The organism is Streptomyces sp. Y20, assembly GCF_043195475.1.
Lineage (GTDB): Bacteria > Actinomycetota > Actinomycetes > Streptomycetales > Streptomycetaceae > Streptomyces.
Window position 1 is genome coordinate 149,089 of record NZ_JBIDDP010000011.1, and the last position, 17,974, is coordinate 167,062.

Annotated in this window: 16 protein-coding genes; 11 read left to right on the plus strand and 5 right to left on the minus strand. The window is 70.3% G+C overall.

Annotation, left to right across the window (positions count from 1 at the left end):
• The first annotated feature begins 564 nt into the window (after positions 1-564).
• Both ACGFT1_RS26140 and ACGFT1_RS26145 read left to right on the plus strand, forming a co-directional pair.
• Positions 565-1,293 (plus strand): trypsin-like serine protease, encoded by a 729-nt coding sequence (locus ACGFT1_RS26140; protein ID WP_373911422.1) that lies wholly within the window; start codon positions 565-567, stop codon positions 1,291-1,293.
• A gap of 173 nt (positions 1,294-1,466) precedes the next feature.
• The gene (locus ACGFT1_RS26145) at positions 1,467-1,661 is read left to right on the plus strand and encodes an antitoxin (protein ID WP_373911423.1); all 195 of its coding nucleotides are present in this window, start codon (positions 1,467-1,469) and stop codon (positions 1,659-1,661) included.
• Between the two features lie 529 nt (positions 1,662-2,190).
• Here the strand turns inward: ACGFT1_RS26145 and ACGFT1_RS26150 are convergent.
• Positions 2,191-2,877 carry a TetR/AcrR family transcriptional regulator gene (locus ACGFT1_RS26150; RefSeq protein WP_373911424.1) on the minus strand — a complete coding sequence of 229 codons (687 nt, stop codon included), beginning with the start codon at positions 2,875-2,877 and terminating at the stop codon, positions 2,191-2,193.
• 52 nt (positions 2,878-2,929) lie between these two features.
• Here ACGFT1_RS26150 and ACGFT1_RS26155 point away from each other — a divergent pair, with 52 nt between their 5' ends.
• From ACGFT1_RS26155 to ACGFT1_RS26170, 4 genes are all read left to right on the plus strand, one after another.
• Positions 2,930-4,045, plus strand: coding sequence for an FAD-dependent oxidoreductase (locus ACGFT1_RS26155; protein WP_373911425.1), 1,116 nt, complete (start codon positions 2,930-2,932; stop codon positions 4,043-4,045).
• A 789-nt stretch (positions 4,046-4,834) separates the two neighbouring features.
• Positions 4,835-6,814, plus strand: coding sequence for an amino acid transporter (locus ACGFT1_RS26160; RefSeq protein WP_373911537.1), 1,980 nt, complete (start codon positions 4,835-4,837; stop codon positions 6,812-6,814).
• 572 nt (positions 6,815-7,386) lie between these two features.
• A complete protein-coding gene (locus ACGFT1_RS26165) occupies positions 7,387-8,253 on the plus strand; it encodes an LLM class F420-dependent oxidoreductase (protein WP_373911426.1) in 867 nt (288 codons plus the stop codon).
• A gap of 105 nt (positions 8,254-8,358) precedes the next feature.
• Entirely contained in the window at positions 8,359-8,610 is a 252-nt protein-coding gene (locus ACGFT1_RS26170) for a hypothetical protein (protein ID WP_373911538.1), read from the plus strand.
• A 280-nt stretch (positions 8,611-8,890) separates the two neighbouring features.
• Here ACGFT1_RS26170 and ACGFT1_RS26175 read toward each other — a convergent pair whose 3' ends face one another.
• Entirely contained in the window at positions 8,891-9,877 is a 987-nt protein-coding gene (locus tag ACGFT1_RS26175; protein WP_373911427.1) for an alpha/beta fold hydrolase, read from the minus strand.
• A gap of 184 nt (positions 9,878-10,061) precedes the next feature.
• Here ACGFT1_RS26175 and ACGFT1_RS26180 point away from each other — a divergent pair, with 184 nt between their 5' ends.
• Positions 10,062-10,655, plus strand: coding sequence for a helix-turn-helix domain-containing protein (locus ACGFT1_RS26180; protein ID WP_373911539.1), 594 nt, complete (start codon positions 10,062-10,064; stop codon positions 10,653-10,655).
• A 411-nt stretch (positions 10,656-11,066) separates the two neighbouring features.
• Complete coding sequence (locus ACGFT1_RS26185) at positions 11,067-11,561, plus strand: hypothetical protein (protein WP_373911428.1); 495 nt, start codon at positions 11,067-11,069, stop codon at positions 11,559-11,561.
• Positions 11,562-12,002: 441 nt separating this feature from the next.
• Here ACGFT1_RS26185 and ACGFT1_RS26190 read toward each other — a convergent pair whose 3' ends face one another.
• Positions 12,003-12,386 carry a hypothetical protein gene (locus ACGFT1_RS26190; RefSeq protein WP_373911429.1) on the minus strand — a complete coding sequence of 128 codons (384 nt, stop codon included), beginning with the start codon at positions 12,384-12,386 and terminating at the stop codon, positions 12,003-12,005.
• Between the two features lie 636 nt (positions 12,387-13,022).
• Between ACGFT1_RS26190 and ACGFT1_RS26195 the strand changes: the two genes are divergently transcribed.
• A complete protein-coding gene (locus ACGFT1_RS26195; protein WP_373911430.1) occupies positions 13,023-13,154 on the plus strand; it encodes a hypothetical protein in 132 nt (43 codons plus the stop codon).
• Positions 13,155-13,602: 448 nt separating this feature from the next.
• Here ACGFT1_RS26195 and ACGFT1_RS26200 read toward each other — a convergent pair whose 3' ends face one another.
• Positions 13,603-14,181, minus strand: a complete 579-nt coding sequence (locus tag ACGFT1_RS26200) for a TetR/AcrR family transcriptional regulator (RefSeq protein ID WP_373911431.1) — start codon at positions 14,179-14,181, stop codon at positions 13,603-13,605.
• 76 nt (positions 14,182-14,257) lie between these two features.
• On the opposite strand from ACGFT1_RS26200, the gene ACGFT1_RS26205 reads away from it, so the two are divergent.
• Both ACGFT1_RS26205 and ACGFT1_RS26210 read left to right on the plus strand, forming a co-directional pair.
• Positions 14,258-15,442, plus strand: a complete 1,185-nt coding sequence (locus ACGFT1_RS26205; RefSeq protein WP_373911432.1) for an FAD-dependent monooxygenase — start codon at positions 14,258-14,260, stop codon at positions 15,440-15,442.
• Between the two features lie 948 nt (positions 15,443-16,390).
• Entirely contained in the window at positions 16,391-16,987 is a 597-nt protein-coding gene (locus ACGFT1_RS26210) for an isochorismatase family protein (protein ID WP_373911433.1), read from the plus strand.
• A 169-nt stretch (positions 16,988-17,156) separates the two neighbouring features.
• Here ACGFT1_RS26210 and ACGFT1_RS26215 read toward each other — a convergent pair whose 3' ends face one another.
• Entirely contained in the window at positions 17,157-17,873 is a 717-nt protein-coding gene (locus tag ACGFT1_RS26215; protein WP_373911434.1) for a hypothetical protein, read from the minus strand.
• Between the last annotated feature and the right edge of the window lie 101 nt (positions 17,874-17,974).

Sequence of the window (17,974 nt, forward strand, 5' to 3'; positions counted from 1 at the left end):
CCGGCGGCCGGGGCCGCTCACGCTGCGACGCACCGCGCCCGCCAGGTTCATCCTCGACAACCGGATCGACCGGCTCGGCAGTGCTCGGGGGTGTCGTTGGGGTGCTACCGGAAAACTGCCCCCAGGTGATCATTCCGCTGCGTTGCGGCTGGTGTCCGGGGGCCACTACGTCAGGCGGTGAGCTGCGCTGACGGCGGCTTTGCGATGCGCCTGGGGCGCTCCTCTATGGGGCTTGAGGGCGAAGCGGACGGGGGTGGGGCGGGCGGGAGTGGTGGTGGGGCAGGCTGCTCCGATTTGCCGCGCGACAGGGAGCATCGGTGGAACGCCCAGCGAACGGAACTCAACGGTAGTCGCCCGGCCTTCGCCACGCCGATGGTCGTCACACCCCGCCATCTGACGGGACGACAGCGCGGAGGGAACAACTCTGGTCCCACAGTGCACGGATCGTGCGTCGACGGAACCGCCCGGAGGGCCGCCTCACTCTTGCGGATGCGTACGACTGGCACGCACGGACGCGGTGCATGAGCCGCCTCCCTGTCCGCCCCTACCAACCGAGGAACACACATGTTGAGCAAGATACGTGCGTACGGCGCGATATGCGCCCTCATCGCCTCCTTCATGGCGGCGGCAGGACCGGCCTCTGCCATCCAGGGCGGCACGGTCAGCAAGCACGGGCCGTGGGCGGTGCGGGTGTACATCGACGGTGAGCCGTCCTGCACGGGCGCCGTCGTCGCTCCCGAGTGGGTGATCACCGCCGGTCACTGCGTCCGCTACGACAACTGGGACATCACGTTCCGCGTCGGCAGCCTCGACCAGCGGCACGGGAAGGTCGTGCGTCGCGTCGAGAACGGCACCGTGTTCGCTCCCGGAGCCGACGTGGCGCTCGTGCGGGTGCCCCGCCTGGACATCGAGCCCATCGAACGGGGGACCGGCACCAGCGTGAAGGTCGGCCGCAGCGTGCGGGCCTACGGCTGGGGAGCCACGTGCGCGCCGCCGAGGAACGAGACCTCGTGTCAGTCGAACGTCCTCAAGCAGGCACAGGTGAGGATCGTGGCGCACTCCGACCGGCGGTGTGACCTGCTCGTGGGGACCGGGGATTTCTGCGTTCAGCGCGGCAGCGGTCTTCCTGTGGGCGGTGACTCGGGCGGCCCGGCAACGGCGTTCGACACAACGGGCCAGGAGGTGCTCGTGGGCGTCCTGTCCGCATCGGACAGGACGGACGTCGCGTCCTTCGGCGACGCCACGCGCCTGCGTTCGTGGATCAAGTGGGTCATTCGCGGCGGGGGCCACTGAACCGTCTCGTCCGGACCACTTCCCCAACCGGGTGAAGGGGTCGGTGATGTGGCGCCTCAGCCGTCCGAACTTGTCGTCACCGAGCGGTTCGGGCGGGAAAAGGTGGTGAGAGACCGGACACCGCGGGTACCCGTCGCCTTGGCACAACCTGCGTAAGCTCTCAGGAGGTAACCATGGGCAAGCTGGGCGACATGGCGAACAAGGCCAAGGAGATGGCGAAGAGCCACCCCGACCAGGCCGACAAGGGCGTCACGGGCGCTGAGCGCATGGTCGACGAGCGTACGGGCGACAAGTACGACGCCCAGACCGACAAGGCTGCCGACGCGGTGCGCCGCTCCTACGGAGGCGACGGGACGACGGAGCGGTAGTCCCGAGTTCATGGGTCGACCCGGGTCCCCGGCGCCACGCGCCGGGGACCCGTCATGTCCACGAGCTACCGCACGCCCCCGTCCGGCCCGCGCGGCACTCTGCTGAGCATCTCACGGCACCGGAAGGGGCTTTGGACGTGACCGACACCGGCCCGCTCAGCCTCTGGCGGGCTGCGGATGCCCGACCGCGATCCGCCGGACCGGCGTCGCGCGGCAGACAAGTGGCTGGCCGATCGCAAGGTCCGTAACGCCGGATCCCTTGCCGAGGCTGCGGTCGAGGCCGCCGAGCGGCAGCACACCGTCGTCCCTGGGGAGAGGGTGATCGCGAGCTGGATTGTTCACTGCAATCGGCTTGACGGTCGCGTGCCACCACAGGGTGCGGCGCAGCGGTCAACCGGAGGCGGCCAGGACCGGATGGTCGATGTGGTGGTGCCGACCTTGTCGTCGCACTCACCGTCCCGATCGGTCCGGAACGGCTTGCGACCGCTTGCGCGACCGTCACGGAGCTATCCCGGACTGATCACAACGATCAAAGCCGGGTGAGTTTGGCGGCCACGGCGTCGAGGACCCAGTCCAGGCCGGTCGCGAAGGATGATTCGGCGTCCACGTCCGTGCCGTCGTACACGGCCTTGGCCAGTGCCGGGAAGCGGCCCGTGGCCAACATCCTGGTCACATGCGGGCCGGAGGCGCGCTGCCAGTCGCGCTTGGACAGGCCCGTGACGCGCTCAGCCCGCAGGTTCGCGATCTCGCGCCTGATCGCGCCAGTGAAGTAGGCACTGACAGTCTCCACGGCGCGCATGACGGTGTCGATGTCGGCGAGGCCGTCGAGGGCCGCCAACGTGGCCTCGGTCACGGCGAGACCGTTCGGGCCCAGGGACGGGCGGCTGCCGAGCAGGTCGGCCAGCCACTCGTGACGGAGAGCGGCCTGCCTGGTGCGATGGGCGAGGATGCGCAGCGCCTCGCGCCAGTCACCGGGCTGCTCCTCGGTGAGGATCTCGGCCTGGACCTCGTCCACCATGAGGTCGAACAGCTCCTCCTTGGTGGAGAAGTATCCGTACAGCCGCATCGGGCCGGCATTCAGCCGGGCGGCGACCTTGCGCAACGACACCGTCTCCAACCCGCCCTCGTCGGCCAGCGCGATGGCGGCGGCGACGATCCGCTCCCGGTCGAGCGGCACGGGGCGGGTCGGCGGTTCCGGCCGGTCCCACACAGTCATGGTCACACCGTTCTCTTGCAATACAATATATCGGAGAAATACAGTGTATCGAATGAGACCTCGAATCGCCGTGGTCGGGAGCGGCCCTGCCGGCCTTGCCTTCGCCCGTGTCCTGCACCGCCACGGCTACCCCGTCGCCGTCTTCGAACGCGATCCCGCCCCCGGCGCCCGCCCCCCGGGCGGCACGCTGGACCTGCACGAAGGGCTGGGCCAGCTCGCACTGGACAAGGCGGGGCTGCTGGCGGAGTTCCGGGCGCTGTCCCGCCCCGAGGGACAGGCCATGCGCATCTTGGATACGACCGGGACCGTCCTACGCGACTGGCGACCCCGTCCAGACGACCGGGCCAATCCCGAGATCGACCGCGGGCACCTTCGTGACCTGCTGCTCGGCCCCCTCGACGTCCAGTGGGGCCGGAGCGTGACGCAGGTGGTGCCGGGAACCCCGGATGGCGCACGGGTACATTTCGCGGACGGGCGACAGGAAACGTTCGACCTGGTGGTCGGCGCGGACGGCGCCTGGTCCCGGATCCGCCCGGCAGTCTCGTCGGTGACCCCGCACTACACCGGCGTCACCTACGTCGAGACCTCCCTCGACGACGTCGACACCCGCCACCCCGACCTCGCCCGGTTGATCGGCGACGGTTCCGTGGCCGTGTACGGGGTGAACCGAGCTCTCGTCGCCCAGCGCAACAGCGGCGGCCACGTCAAGGTGTACGCCCAGTTCCGCGCGCCGCTGGACCGGCACACGAACCTGGACCGGGCCGACGTCGAGACCGTGCGGTCGAGACTGCTGGCTCTGTTCGACGGCTGGGCCGCTCCCGTCCTTGACCTGCTCCGCCACGGCACCGCTTTCGTCCACCGCCCCCTCTACGTCCTGCCCGTGTCCCACACCTGGACCCACGTCTCCGGGGTGACGCTCCTGGGCGACGCCGCCCATCTGATGCCCCCCTTGGGGGCGGGCGCGAACCTCGCGATGCTGGAAGGCGCCGAACTCGCCGAGTCCATCGCCGCCGGCCCTGAAGATCTGGACGAGGCCGTCCGCGCCTTCGAGGAACAGATGTGGGAACGGGCCGGCAGGTGGGCGAAGATCACGACGGCCGGTCTGGAACGCCTCGTGAGCCCGGACCCCGCCAAAGCCGTCGCCCTCTTCGACCAAGTCCAGCCGTAGTTGTCGGCGAGGGTGGAGTCCGCGCTCCAGTCGCCGGCCGTATTGCGTTCGCAGAGCGGGAGCAGGGCCTCAGGTTGCCTCGCGGGCCCCCACCAGGCCGAGCGGCCGGTCCTGGATCAGGGGCCCGTGGCGGGACCGCAGCAGCATCCGACCGCTTCGGTCTGTGGGTGCTCAGCGGCGTCCGTTATCCGTCGACCTTCTGCCACCACTTCGAGGGTCCGCGAGTCGTCCGAGGTCTCACCGGCTACGCGTCTGTGACGTCCTGGGGCGTCGCAAGCTGGGGGAGTCGATGTCTTCCATGAAGCTCAGCGGCCGGGCGTTGATGAGGCCGGGGTGGTCGATCTGCGGTCCGTGTCCGGTCGCGGCGACGATCTCTGCGCGGGCGCCGCGAATCACCCGAGGAACGCGTTCCAACTGACGCTTCGGGTGTACCACGCCTTTCTCGCGCGCTCTCAGCGGAGTCGGCAGCCGTCGCCGATGTCTTCCCTTCTCCGCCCGCCCCGTGACCGAGGGGCCAGGTTGTCGAGCCACGACTGTGATTTCCTTCCGGGTCCACTGGAGGAACTCCCGCACTGCTTCGGCCGCGTCGTGTGTGGCCCTGCGCGGGATCGGCTGGGGCGACCAACGGTTCGTCTTCGGTGTGACAGATGTGGGGAAGAAGGTGGGGCGCGGCTACCCTGACCAGCCGGATCGGCGGGCGGCAGGTCTCATACTCGGTGGTCGTGCCGCGGGCAGGGATTCCGAGTGGTGCGCTGCGTCGATGGGAACCAGGAAAGGCTCATGGAGCATATGGAAGATGTGAATCAGCCGCTCGTCCCCGAGGTCGTGGACAGTCCGGCTCTGCGGATCGGGCCGCGAGGCCGTCTTGCGCGGTGGATGTTGCGTCATCAGGTGCAGCCGGTCGGACCGGCGGCGGATGGAGGACACGCGGAGACGCATGCCTGGTGGAAGGTGATGTGCCTGACCGGCGTGGACTACTTTTCCAGCCTCGCCTATGTGCCTGCGATCGCCGCACTGGCTGCCGGCGCCGTCTCGCCCCTAGCGACGCTGCTGATCGTGGCGCTGACCTTGCTGGGCATGCTGCCGATGTATCGGCGGGTGGCGAAGGAGAGTCCGCACGGGGCCGGATCGGTGGCGATGCTGGAGGACTTGCTGCCGTTCTGGTGGGGGAAACTGTTCGTGCTGGTCCTGCTCGGCTTCGTCGCCACCTCATGGATCATCACCATCACCCTGTCCACGGCGGATGCCTCCGTCCACGTGGTGGAGAATCCCTTCTTCCCTCAGGCTCTGCACGGACATGAGGTCGTCCTCACCGTGGTCTTGCTTCTGATCCTGGGCGGGGTCTTTCTGCTGGGGTTCAGCGAGGCCGTCAAAGTGGCCATCCCTTTGGTGGCCGTATTCCTGGTCCTCAACGCCGTGGTCATCGCCGTCGCTCTGACGGATGTCTTCAGCACACCCGGCGCCGTGTCGGGCTGGACCGACGCCCTCGGTGAAGGCGGCGGCTTCGGCGACCTGGCAGGCCCGGCCCTACTGGCCTTCCCCTTGCTGGTCCTGGGCCTGTCGGGCTTCGAGACCGGCGTGAGCATGATGCCGCTCGTGACCGCAGACGCCGCCGACGCTGAACAGCGTCTGCACTCCCGGATCCGCAACACCCGCCGACTGCTCACCACCGCGGCGCTCGTCATGAGCGTCTACCTACTGGCCGCCAGTTTCGCGACCACCGTCCTCATCCCCCACAAGCAGTTCGAGCCCGGCGGCGCGGCCAACGGCCGTGCCCTGGCGTGGCTCGCGCACGAGCACGTGGGGGAGGCGTTCGGCACCGTCTACGACATCAGCACCATCCTGATTCTCTGGTTCGCCGGCGCGTCGGCGATGGCCGGACTGATCAATATCGTGCCCCGCTACCTGCCCGGCTACGGAATGGCCCCCGAATGGGGCCGCGCGGTACGCCCCGTGGTGATCGTCTACACCGCTTTGTGCGTCCTGATCACCATCGCGTTCGGCGCGGATGTCGACAAGCAGGCCGGCGCCTACGCCACCGGCATCCTGGCGATGATGGTCTCCGGCGCCTTCGCCGTCACCGTCTCCGTCGTACGCCGCCGCAAACGCACGGCCACCGTCGGTTTCGCGCTGCTGACCGCGGTGCTCTTCTACGCCTTGGTCGCCAACATCATCGACAAGCCCGACGGCATCGCCATATCGGGCATGTTCATCCTCGGCATCATCATCGTCTCGCTGGTCTCACGCGTCTCGCGCACCACTGAACTGCGCGCCGACCGCCTCGTCTTCGATGAGGCCGCCCGGCGGTTCATCGCCGATACCCTCGCCCACGACCAGTCCATCAACATCATCGCCAACCGCCGGCAGGCCGGCGACGAAGCCGAGTACTCCGCCAAAGAACTCGAACAGCGCGGCACCAATCCCGTCCCCGGGCCCGCCGACGTACTGTTCCTCGAGATCGATGTGGTCGACCCTTCCGACTTCAGCGACACCCTCACCATCCATGGCATCCAGGTAGGCCCGTACCGCGTCCTGCGCGCCGAGGCCCCGGCCGCCCCGAACGCCATCGCGGCCATCCTCCTGGCGCTGCGCGAGACCACCGGCGTCAAGCCGCACTGCTACTTCGCCTGGGCTGAGGGCAGCCCCCTGAAGCACATGTTCCGCTACTTCCTCCTGGGGCGCGGTGACACGGCTCCCGTCACTCGCGAGATCATCCGCAGCAATGAACCCGATCCCGGTCGTCGCCCCGGCATCCACGTGGGCGATTGACCTGTTCTGCCGGACCGGCAGGCGTGCCTGTGCGTCCCCGGGGGGCGGCTCCTGTCCCGGAGCCGCCCCCGGGACCGCCGCGCGGAAGGCCTGCTGCGGCCATTCCGGCACGGCCGGCCGCCGTCGAACGGTGCATCAACCCCCCGAGCGGTGAAACCTAGGCGGGCTTGCCTTTGCCGGGGTACCGGTCCAGGCGGGTGTGGCCGCAGACACCGCTGCGCACGTCGAGGAAGTCGTAGTCGACGGCCTTGACCGACTCCATGGGGGAGGCCACGGAGATCTCCGTGGCGGCCGCAGGCCGGCCCCCGCCCGCTTCCGTAACGGTAGGCGGCCCGCGCACCATCGGCTGGCCGAGTTCCTCACCTCTTCCACGCCCAACTCGGCATCGTCATCGCCGTCACCGCCGGTCTTCACCACACGATGGCGAATATGGGTCCCGCCCTGCCGAACGCCTCCTCGGCCGTTCGGCCGAGTGAGGCAAGAGCGGGAATCACCCGGCACGCCCTCTGGTTGCCAGGAGCGGAAGACGTGATGATCACGGCACAGCCCACCCACCGGAGGGATCCCATCCGATGACCACCTCACTCAAGGAGAACGTCGGCCGGTACGGCGTCTGGAGCGGCGACCTGCGCTCGGAGGATCCGGGCCGGCGCGGTGAACTGAACGAGGCCGCGGCCGAGCTGGAGGAACTCGGGTACGGTGCCGTCTGGCTGGGCGGCAACAGCACCGTGGACCACGCAGCCCCGCTCATCGGGGCGACCCGGCGCATCACGGTCGGCACCAGCATCCAGAGCGTGTGGCAGCAGGACAGCGCCACGACGGCAGCCGGTTTCGCCGAGATCGAGACGGCCCATCCCGGCCGCTTCGTACTGGGGCTCGGCGTCAGCCACGGCCCGCTGGTGAAAAACTACCAGCGCCCGTACGCGGCGATGACCGGCTACCTCGACGAGCTCGACACAGCGGGCGTACCCGCCGGCCGCCGGGTGCTGGCTGCCCTGGGTCCCAGGATGCTGGCCCTGTCCGGCGACCGAGCGGCCGGCGCGGTCCCGTACCTGGTCACGCCCGAACACACCGCCCGGGCCCGCGAGATCCTGGGCGAAGGGCCGTTGCTCGCACCGGAGTTCAAGGTGGTCATGGAGACCGACCCGGCCCGCGCCCGGGAAAGGGCCCGCGCCTACCTGGCCCGCTATCTGGAACTCCCCAACTACACGGACAACTTCCTCCGCCTGGGCTTCACGGAGGCCGATGTCGCAGGCGGAGGCAGCGACCGTCTCATCGACGCGGTCTTCGCCTGGGGCGACGAGACCCGGATCCGCGAACGCGTCACCGCCTTCCATGAGGCGGGCGCGGACCACGTGGCCCTGCAGATCGTCACGGAAGGCACGGACGGCACTCTGCCCCGGGAGGAATGGCGCAGGCTCGCCTCCCTGCTCGCGTGACGGGCCCGGCCCGGCCCAGGGGCACGGAGCCGCTGCACGTGCGACCGCGCACAGCGCAGCCGCAGCCGCGGCCCCACCCGCAGCCGTCCGACACCTCTCGCCCCTCTGTTCGAGCCGGGTGATGCGGACCGGTTCTTCGGCCGGTATGACCTGATCATCGCAGCGTGGCGGATGCTGGCCGAGCGGCGCTTCCCGGCAGTCGCCGGGCTGTCGGGCAGCGGGAGATCCTCGCTGCTGCGGGCGGGATTGATGCCGATGCTGCGGCAGCGCGCCGCGGGACACGTGGCAGCGATCCGCATCTTCGCGCCGGGTGGCCGACCCGGACGTCGGGCCGGGCTCGCGGATCCATCCGCGTGACCTTCGAGCGCCGTCACCTCCCGCGGGGCGCGGCATCCCGGCAGTCGCGCTATGACTCGACCGAGACCTGGTCGAAGAAGTGGGGTCGGCAGGGGGCGGGTGCTCGCTGGCCCGAGGGTGAGCAGGCTTCAGGCGAGGAGGGTGTCACCGATACCGGAGCCGGGTGGGGCGGCGCGGTCCTCGGGGCCGAAGCCGCTGACGTTGCTGGTGCTCACTCCCGCCCTACCTCGGCGCGGCCCACCCGAAACGCACATCCAAGCTGCCCAGGTAGCCCGCTGGTTCAGCCGTGGAGGGTGGCGAGCCAGTCGCTCAGCAGGCTGTTGACCTCGTCGGGGCGTTCCTGCTGGACCCAGTGGCCGCAGCCGTCCAGGAGGTGGGAGGCGGACAAGGCGGGGAGGGTGGTGGAGTAGGCGTCCATGGCGTCGGCCATCCAGGTGGTGGAGGCGTCCAGTGTGCCGCCGATGAACAGGGCGGGCTGTGTGATCGGGGCTCCGCGGTGGGGGGCGAGGTCTTCCCAGTCGCGGTCCATGTTGCGGTAGCGGTTGAGGGCGCCGGTCAGGCCGGTGCGCTCGAACTCCCCGGCGTAGACGTCGAGGTCGTCCTCGGTCAGCCAGACTGGGAGCGGGCCGGCGGGGAAGCGGTCACGCAGCCGGCCGCCCAGGGCGACGAAGTGCGGGTCGGGCTCGTCATGGGCGGGCATGGTGTCAGCGGACAACGCGGCGTAGAAGCCGGCGAGCCAGCTCCGTACGTCGGGCTCGATCTCTGCCTCGGCGCGGCCGGGTTCCTGGAAGTAGGAGACGTAGAACTCCTGCTCGGGGCCGCCGATCCGGCGGAAGACGCCGGTGGGTCGGGGGCCGCCGGGCGGCGCGTAGGGGACGCTCAGCAGGCCGACGGCGCGGACGGTCTCCGGGTGGAGCAGGGCGGAGGCGGCGGCGATGTTGGAGCCCCAGTCGTGGCCGACGATCACCGCGCTCTCCTCGCCGAGGGCGCGCACGACGGCGACGTTGTCTTCCACCAGATCGAACATGCGGTAGGCGTCGGTCGCGGCGGGCTTGGAGGAGCGGCCGTAGCCGCGTACGTCGATCGCCGCTGCCCGGTACCCGGCCGCGGCGAGGGCCGGGAGTTGGTGGCGCCAGGAGTACCAGGACTCGGGGAAGCCGTGCACGAGGAGGACCAGCGGACCGGTGCCCTGCTCGACCAGGTGCAGGCGTCCCGCCGGGGCCTCGACGGTGCGGTGGCGGAGGGCGGCAGTCGGCTCGGATCGCATGGGGGCTTCTCCTCGGTTCGCGGGCGGACACGGCTACCCATCGATCATGCGGCGCGACGCCCACCCGACGCGATCGGTCTTGCCATCCTGGCAAACTCGCAGGACGGACGGTGGAGCGGCGCGGCTGGAAGGAACGGTCACGGTGGCAGTCGACGAGGTGGAGGTGGACGGCACGTTGGCGGCGATGGGGCCCAGGCTGCGAGCCGCACGCGAGCAGCACGGCGCCACGCTCGCCGGTATCAGCTGCGCGACCGGCATCTCCCCGAGCACGTTGTCGCGGATCGAGACCGGCCGGCGCAAGCCCACCCTGGAGGTGGTGCTGCGGCTGGCGAAGGAGTACGGCGTGTCTCTGGACGAGCTGGCCGGTACCGCACCCGTCCCAGCGGCCGAGCCGCGCACTTCGGCGCCGCTGAGCTTCGGCGACAGCAAGATGGTGCTGCCGCTCACCCGGTACGTCGGCGGCCTGCACGCCCACAAGCATGTCCTGCCTGCCATGGAAGGGCCGCCCGCGCGGCCACGTCAGGTCTCCCACGAGGGCCACGAGTGGCTGTGCGTCCTGTACGGACGGCTGTGGCTCGCACTCGGTGACCAGGACCTCGTCCTGGCTGCCGGGGACGCCGCCGAGTTCGACACCCGCGTCCCCCACGGCGTCGTGAACGCCGGATCCGACGGACCGGTCGAGTATCTGATCTTGTTCGGGCCGCAGGGAGAACGTCTACGGCAGCGCACCCCTCCAGCCGCTGGTCGCGGGGCCGGTGAGAGAAAGGCTGCGGAATGAGCTGGAGCAGACGAGCCTCACGACGGGGACGAAGCAGTCCGCGGCGAACTGACCCGCCGGGCGCGCGGGACGTTCAGGCCGGCAGCGGCGCGTGGCTCGCCCACGCCTTGGCCGCGCACCTCGGGCACTACCGCGACCCGGCCGCCCGCAAGGCAGCTCGGACCGGCAATCTCCCGTGTGGAGAAGGAGGTCGTGGACAGGCGCTGCGCTTGTAATCTCAGTTGCATGGCTGAAGCGAGTAGCGGGGGGCAGCCTGTGCCCGACGGCGGCGATCCCGGTCCCACGATCGGTTCCGACGGTGATGCTCCTGCGGACCCGGCACCCCGAAGTCCGGCAAGCTCCGAGGACGCCCCTGCTGACCCCGCAGCGCCTGCGCTCACATGGGCGGAGATCGGCAGGGGAGTGGGTGCGGTGGTCACGGTCATTGCCGCACTCGCGGGGCTGATTCTGGGGGTCAGGGCGGAGCAGCGCGCCGCCAGGGAGGAGAAGCGAGCGGCTGAACTGAGCCAGAAAGTCTTCGCTGAGCAGGTCGACTTCTACCGAACTCCGTCCGCGGTGGTCGTGATGAACGGCAACCCGCACCCGACGGAAATGCGTCTCTTCCTGCCGGGAAGGCGCCTCTGGTGGGATGTGCATTCACTCGAGCCTTGCAAGCAGATCAAGATACCCACTGACTCTTTGCGTGCCAGCTTGCGCGCCCAGTTGCCATCCGTGCAGGTGACCGATGAAGAGTTGTCATCACTGTGGTTGGAGTTCCAGGACCCTGACGGCAGGAGCTGGGCCCGTACCGGCGGGGGAGCGCTTGCCCCCTCTCCATGGAAACCGGCATCGCTCGTGCACATGGTCGACCTTCGAGAGAGCTGGAACAAGGCCCCGGAGGACTCACCTATTTGTGGCGCCTCTTGAGGGCCTGGTTGCAGGCTGACGGAGATCGGTCTGCGCATCTCCGCTGTGCTCCGACATCGATGGCGATCGGTCGAGGTTCGCTGTCACAGGACGGACACCGGCGCCCACCACGCCCGGCGGTCACCGAAGGTGAGTGTCACGCTGTCACGCCGGGGTGTCCCGCACCCCCGATCCGGCTGTCACGCTGCCGGTCCGGCCCTTGCCGGGCCTCGTCCAACGACGCGATGACGATCGCCCGGTAGCGGCCCGGCGCGGAGCTGTGCCGCGATCGGCCACGAGATCGTTATCCAACCCCGTCCGGCATATCCTGCGGGCGCTGACGCCCGGTGCGAGTTCCGCTTCCCGCACCCGACGGAGGACAGGCAGGCGGTCGGCGGGGCGCACGGGTGCCCGGCCGGCGGAGGAGCGCCGGGCACCCGTGCACGTGCGGTGGGTGGTGCGTCAGCCGAGGTTCACCAGGTAGCGACTCGAGGCCGTTCCTTTCGCGGCGCCCGTCCAACCCTTCGACGCGGTGAAGTGGGCCGTACCGACGTAGAAACTCTTGTCGGGGTTGGTGTTGTAGACGCCCCACACCTTCCCGTACGTGCTGCCGGAGACGATGGGAAGTTGTCCGCACTTGCCGGGCGCGATCAGCACGGTGGAGATGTCGCCCTGCTGGGGAATGGTCGCGTAGGCGGTGTAATTGCCGTATGCGCAGACCTTGAAGGTGTGGGCGGTGGCGGCCGACGCCGGTCCCGCCGTGCCCGCCAGCACCGCTCCGGTCATGCAGGACACGGCACCGATGGCCAGGCAGGCCCTGCGGGCCGCCTTGGAGCTGAACTTCATGATGTTCTCCGTTCCGTTCAGTGATGAGTAGAAGTAGCTGAAAGTGGGCACGGGCGGACATGCGGGACATTGAGGGAATGCGACCCTCGACGAGCAATGACCGACCGCATGAAGAGGTGAGCCGGACGGCTCCGGTTGCCCGCTTTCTGCCCGGCTGAGCCGACCGCCGTCCCGTGCGGCCGGCCAACCGGCCGGCACACACTCCAGGCAGGCAGGCAGGCAGCGGCAGACGCGCGGACCTCTCGGCCGGGCAAGGGCAGCCGTTACCAGTGCCTGGGACGAGCAGCGACGGTGTCGTGCGTGGTTGCAGGGCTATCGACCGCGGCGACCGTGGCCCACCGAACCGAATGCCGGCCCTGGCGCGGTCAGATCGCCCGCGTGAGCACCCGAGCTCCTCCGGCTCGACGATCCGCGTCGCATCATCCAGTCCTTCCGTCGTGTGGGAGACCCCCTGCTCTGGCACTGGGAAGTGTGCGCACAACCAGGTCCCGGGCGTGTTGCCCGAGGGTCGGATGTGCCCCCTGGGACGCCGGCGGCGCCCAACCGGGCAGTTTTGCGGCCCGCGAGCCGGCACGGGACGCCCAGCCACGCGGGTACGCGTCACGCGCAATGGACAGCGACCATCGCTTCAGACGGTTGACGCATCTCCCGGCCGGTCAGGCGTACCGCCGCTACTACCTGCGCCAGATCGTCGTCGGGGACGGCTGCCGCCCGGCGTGCACGCCGCCGCGCGAGGCCCAGGAGCAAGCCGGTGTCCCGGCCGGGTGAGGGGACTTGCCGTGCTCGGTCCGACGGCGGGCAGGAGGTCACCGAGGCGCGGATGCGGAACCTGTTTCGGCGAGCGGGGTCGGCATCCGTACCCGGACCGGACCGAGACCGAGCGGCTGGACAAGGGCGAGTCTCCGAAGAAGGCGTGGGAGGCCGGCGCCCTGGGACGCCGGGTTGCGGGGACTGGTGTCGGCTGCGTCCTTCGTCCGCAGCCGACGATCCATCTGTTGTGGGCGCTGGGGGATGAGGAGACCCGGCGGGTGGTTCAGGCCGCGCACGAGCGGGCGATCTGGCGGATGCCGGGGAAGTGGGGCTCGTGCAGGTTCGCGTTTCCCGCGTCCCCTTCTCGTCGATGGTGGCCTTTGTCCGGCCCGTGGGACAAGGAAGTGGGACGAACACCCGTCTGGTCGTTCGCCCCCTGATCCCATCCCATGCCTCAAGGCACCGTCTAGGCCAAAGCCGCGTCCACCATGCGGCGGGTGACGGCTGTCAGCTCGGCCAGGTCCGGGGTCGGCCGGGACCGGGCGAGGGCGCCCGCGAGGCGGTCATAGAGGAGGCCGTCGGTCCAGCCGACCAGGAGCTCGGCGGACTCCTCGGGCCGATCCGCCCCCAGCCCGCCGAGAATTCCGGCGACCCGGGCCCGTGCACCGAGGCCCGCCTGGTGGAACTCAGTCTCCAGTTCAGGGTGACGTGCCGCCTCCAGGCTCAGCTCGAAGCGAGCCAGCTGCCGGGCGCGCCCTGTGGTCAGCCAGCGGTGCAGCAGCGCGGCGAGCGCTGCCGCCACCGCGTCCCGGTCCGGCAGCGGTGCCGGACCGTTGCCGTCGAAGTCGCCGAGGTCCAGCTCGGCGAGCCGTTGGTAGCAGGCGCCGATCAGCGCCGTCCTCGTACGGAAGTAGTACGAGGTGCTGCCTGTCGGCAGCTGCGCCGCGGCATCGACTGCCCTGTGGGTCAGACCGCGCAGCCCGGCGGCAGCCACGAGACCGATCGCGGTGTCCGCGATCAGGGTTCTGCGATCAGGGGTGGACATCCGTTCACTCTACAGCTGTAGAGTGAAGGCAGGCCTCTACGGATGTAGAGGCCCTGAGGGCGAGGAGGGACGCGCCATGCTGAGGACTCCGCGTCATGCGGTCGTGGTGGGGGCGGGGATCGGCGGGCTGACGGCGGCGGTGGCCTTGCACCGGCGCGGCTGGCGGGTCACCGTGTGCGAGCGGGCGCTCGGGCCGTCCGCGGCCGGCGCCGGCATCGTCCTCGCCCCCAACGCCCTGCGCGCCTTCGACGCCATCAGCTTCGATGCCACCAGCGCCGCCGGCCAGGCTGTTCCGGCCGCGATGGGTCTGCGGCGCCCCGGCGGAGACTGGCTGAACCGCGCTGACACCGCCGCGATGGCGGTCCGGTACGGTCGGCCCCCGCTCGCCGTGTACCGTCCGGCCCTCGCGGCCCGGCTGGCCGCCGCGCTCCCAGAAGGCGCGATCCGGTACGGCACTGCCGTCACCGCTGTCGATGTCGCCCACGGGAGTCCGGTCCTCCACACCCCGGCCGGAGACCTCACCGCCGATGTCGCGATCGCCGCCGACGGCATCCGCAGCGTCCTCCGCCGCCAGCACTTCCCCGACCATCCCGGCCTGCGCTACAGCGGGGAGACCGCCTGGCGCACCGTACTGCCCGCCGACTGCCTCCCGGATCTGGCCGCCGCCGAGACCTGGGGCCGCGGCGAGCGTTTCGGCGTGGTCCCGCTGGCGGACGGCCGGGTCTACGTCTACGCCACCGCTGTCGTACCTGAGGGGTACGAGCCGACCGACCTCCGCGCCGAACTCTCGCGGCGCTACGGCACCTGGCACGCCCCGATCCCGGCGCTGCTGGAGCGGATCGTCCCGTCGGCCGTGCTCCAGCACGACCTGTACGACCTGGCCGTCCCCCTCCCCTGCTACCACCAGGGCCGACTCGTCTGGCTCGGCGACGCCGCCCACGCCATGACCCCCAACCTCGGCCAGGGCGGCTGCCAGGCCATCGAGGACGCCGTCGTGCTCGCGTACCTGCTGGACAGGGACGACATACCGGCCGCCTTGGCCACCTACAGCCAAGCCCGCCACGCGCGTACCGACGCCATCCGCATCCGCGCCCGCCGCGCCGGCCGTATCGCCGCCCTCACCCACCCCGTCGCGGTCGCCGCCCGCGACCTCGCCGTCCGCGCCACCCCGGCCCGCGCCACGCAACGTGCCCTGGACGACCTCTTCGACGGCTTCAGCCTTCCGGCTGCGGCGGCGACACCTGGCCGCGCACACCGGTGAGAGGCTGAGGGCCGGCGTCGGTGACATTCGTCGTTGACGCTCACCGAGCGTTCGACACCGAAGCCACGCACTGCAGACCCACGTCGGCTTCAATGACGCCGAGGGGCAAGCCGGGGCTTATCTCCACTGCGCGCAGGTGCTCCCAGTCGACTTCGGGGTGGTCGGGGACGACCGCGTCGACGGACGCCGTGGTGCAGAGCGCGACGTCGACGGCCCCGTCCGGCTGGTGCCGAAGCGCATCTCGATCGACTGTGGGGAGCGGACCCAGTCGAGCCGGACCACGTGGTCCCAGTCGCCTGCATTCGGGTGCCCGCCGCCGTGATCGAGCGCCGCGTCAGGAGCGTGACCACGGCGGGCGCCGTCGCCGTCCTCGGCGTGGGGAAGGGTGCGGCGTGCGGCGGTGTGCCCGGTGCGACGTCGGCCTGCCAGACGGAAGCGCCGGTAGCGCTAGGGATGCGGCGTCGTCGCCTTCCGCCGGGGTGGGTGCGGTCAGCGACGTGGACGGCTGTGCTATTTCACGGTGGGCGCTTCTTGCCGGCTCCGGCTCCGGCTCCGGCTCCGGCGCACCGGTACCCGGCCCCGAGCGCTCCTTGCCGACCGCCCCGTTGGGGTCAGGGCCGTCGAGACGGCTGGAAGGTGAGAGCCGGCTCGCGGTGATGTGACTTACCGCCCGTGCGGGTGACTGCCGTGCGAGGCCCGGGGCGGGAGGCCCTTGCGGGCCGCTACGAAGGTCCCGAGATGTCCGGGAACTTCGAAGGGACCGCCGTTCCATGCTCTGCCCCGGTCACCGTCGTCCTGGCGCGTTGACCGCTCCCCGAGGACGCGTGACGGGGCGGGCTGCGCCGGATTTGCTCCGGCGGACCGCGGAACGGGGTGGCCGTCGAGGCGAACACCGCTCATGACTGAGCGAACAATCTTGTACGTGAGAGCGGAATGGAGAGCAGTGGCATGGGACGTGCGCTGATCGTGGTGGATGTGCAGAACGATTTCTGCGAGGGCGGCAGTGTCGCCGTGGCCGGCGGAGCCGAGATTGCTGTGAAGGCTTGCGACCTGGTCTCACGGGCGGATGCAGCCGGGTACACGCATGTGGTGGCGACGCGGGACCATCACATCGACCCGGGGGATCACTTCTCCGACACGCCCGACTTCAAGACCTCGTGGCCGGTGCACTGCGTGGCGGGCACGCAAGGCTCCGGCTTCCACCCCGACTTCGTCCCCGCGGTGGAGGCGGGAGTGGTCGACGCCGTCTTCTACAAGGGCGCCTACGCAGCCGCCTACAGCGGCTTCGAGGGCGCCGACGAGGACGGGACGGGACTGGCGGCATGGCTGCAAGAGCGTGGCGTGAGTGCGGTGGACGTAGTGGGTATCGCCACAGATCACTGCGTGAAAGCCACCGCCCTGGACGCGGCGGCGGCCGGCTTCGCCACCCGGGTGCTGCTGGACCTGACCGCCGGCGTCAGCCGCGGCACCATCGATGAGGCCTGCGCGGAACTGCAGCAGGCCGGGGTGGAGCTGTCGGGTGCCCCGGTGGTCGCCGGAGCATGAGGTTCGCCCCTCCTACGGTCCGGCCCGAGCACACGCACTCGGGCCGGACCAGTTGTCTGACCTGGTCGCAGCCCTCCCGGTGCTCGGCCGCCTCCGGCAGCGACGCCACCGCCTCCCACAGCGCCCCGACGACCCGGTGCGGACGCAAGCCGTCTGCGCCGTGTGACGGTCAGTGCAGGATGCTCACCGCTCGGGCGATGACCAGGAGTGAGGTGAGGAGGGCCGAGACGCTCTCGAGGCTCATCAGGAGCTTGGCGCGGGTGGACAGGGGCATGGTGTCGGTCGGGCTGAAGGCCGTGGAGTTGGTGACGGACACGTACAGGTAGTCCGTCAGGGTGGGCACCCAGTCCGAGGAACGGCTGGCGCCGTCGGCGACCTCCTCGACGGCGTCGTCGTTCTCGTCCTGCGAGAAGCGGAAGTCGGCCAGGGGAAGTTCGTCGCGGGGCAGCTGGGTGCGGCTGACGGGTCCGCCCCGGTCCAGCTCCCAGTAGGCCAGTCCGAAGACGATGATGTTCGTGAGCCAGACCTGGAGCGCGGCGACGAGCAGGCCCCGGCCGTCCTTCACGCCCGCGTAGAGGAGTTCGTGGATCAGCAGGCCGAGCGCGACGAGGTTGCTCGCCGCGATGACGCCGACCAGGGTCAGGGACAGCGCGCGGAATGTCCTTGTCTGGCGGGTCAGCCGCTTGGGGTTGATCGCCACGAGCGGGACGAGGAGCAGGAGCTCCAGCGTCGGCAGCACGTACCGGGGGGCGATCAGGAGCCGCTGCGGCAGGGCGAGGTAGAGGACGACGGCCACGAGCGTGGCGATCACCGCAGGCAGTCTGGGTTCCCCCCTGCGTTCGTGCCGGGGGTGCCGGATGCGGGCGTCCGCTCGCGTGCGGGTCATGTTCCCTCTTCTCCTGCTTCGGCTCTGCCGGCCATCCTGCACCGCCACCCCCGGTGTGGCGTGACAGGTGATGCGTCTGCCCCGGTGTGCGGCGTTGAAGC

What these genes read in the sequence shown, in the direction of transcription:
- ACGFT1_RS26140 (WP_373911422.1), top strand. Translation starts at nt 565, where the DNA reads ATGTTGAGCAAGATACGTGCGTACGGCGCGATATGCGCCCTCATCGCC.
- ACGFT1_RS26145 (WP_373911423.1), top strand. Translation starts at nt 1,467, where the DNA reads ATGGGCAAGCTGGGCGACATGGCGAACAAGGCCAAGGAGATGGCGAAG.
- ACGFT1_RS26150 (WP_373911424.1), bottom strand. Translation starts at nt 2,877, where the DNA reads ATGACTGTGTGGGACCGGCCGGAACCGCCGACCCGCCCCGTGCCGCTC.
- ACGFT1_RS26155 (WP_373911425.1), top strand. Translation starts at nt 2,930, where the DNA reads ATGAGACCTCGAATCGCCGTGGTCGGGAGCGGCCCTGCCGGCCTTGCC.
- ACGFT1_RS26160 (WP_373911537.1), top strand. Translation starts at nt 4,835, where the DNA reads ATGGAAGATGTGAATCAGCCGCTCGTCCCCGAGGTCGTGGACAGTCCG.
- ACGFT1_RS26165 (WP_373911426.1), top strand. Translation starts at nt 7,387, where the DNA reads ATGACCACCTCACTCAAGGAGAACGTCGGCCGGTACGGCGTCTGGAGC.
- ACGFT1_RS26175 (WP_373911427.1), bottom strand. Translation starts at nt 9,877, where the DNA reads ATGCGATCCGAGCCGACTGCCGCCCTCCGCCACCGCACCGTCGAGGCC.
- ACGFT1_RS26180 (WP_373911539.1), top strand. Translation starts at nt 10,062, where the DNA reads ATGGGGCCCAGGCTGCGAGCCGCACGCGAGCAGCACGGCGCCACGCTC.
- ACGFT1_RS26190 (WP_373911429.1), bottom strand. Translation starts at nt 12,386, where the DNA reads ATGAAGTTCAGCTCCAAGGCGGCCCGCAGGGCCTGCCTGGCCATCGGT.
- ACGFT1_RS26200 (WP_373911431.1), bottom strand. Translation starts at nt 14,181, where the DNA reads ATGTCCACCCCTGATCGCAGAACCCTGATCGCGGACACCGCGATCGGT.
- ACGFT1_RS26205 (WP_373911432.1), top strand. Translation starts at nt 14,258, where the DNA reads ATGCTGAGGACTCCGCGTCATGCGGTCGTGGTGGGGGCGGGGATCGGC.
- ACGFT1_RS26210 (WP_373911433.1), top strand. Translation starts at nt 16,391, where the DNA reads ATGGGACGTGCGCTGATCGTGGTGGATGTGCAGAACGATTTCTGCGAG.
- ACGFT1_RS26215 (WP_373911434.1), bottom strand. Translation starts at nt 17,873, where the DNA reads ATGACCCGCACGCGAGCGGACGCCCGCATCCGGCACCCCCGGCACGAA.